The organism is Sphaerospermopsis reniformis (assembly GCF_005402885.1).
Lineage (GTDB): Bacteria > Cyanobacteriota > Cyanobacteriia > Cyanobacteriales > Nostocaceae > Sphaerospermopsis > Sphaerospermopsis kisseleviana.
Window position 1 is genome coordinate 1 of record NZ_BJCE01000556.1, and the last position, 533, is coordinate 533.

The 533-nt window shown below is 29.8% G+C and carries 1 pseudogene; it reads right to left on the reverse strand.

The features are described from left to right. Window positions 1–357: pseudogene (locus FFR48_RS28385) on the reverse strand (IS701 family transposase); the annotation flags it as partial. Window positions 358–533: the final 176 nt, after the last annotated feature.

The following is a 533-nucleotide window of genomic DNA, read 5'->3' on the forward strand; positions in this document are numbered from 1 at the left end:
ATAATCTATTACCCAAAATTTGAGAGTTTTAGGATTAACATATATACAATTGACTATTCCAATTCCTTTGACGATGCCATGCTCATTTCCACTATATTGCCTTCGCACTATTTCAATCTTTTCTGAAAATCTTTTGTTTAAAACTGTGTCATCAAATATAATATAAGCATTCTCGTCCGGGACAATTATATCTTTCACATTATCCCAAAGTAACCGAGGAGTCAATTTCTCATTTTTTAAATAATAATTAATTTTATCGTGACTAATATTGTCTAAATGTTCTGCTAGATTAGTCATTGTGTAGTTGATTTGACTGCTAAGTAAATACTGGCAGTAATTAAGTTTAGTAAATTTCATCGTTAATTAATTTCTTAATGCACCCTATCATCATTCTCTCATAAAATTAATACCCGTCATTTATTTAATCTATTACTATTAACAATTCTCAATCAGTCTGATTCAATAACATCTTCATTATTGCAGTACACATATACTAATAATTAGCGATCGCTGTGCCAGTTGCGTAAGTCCTG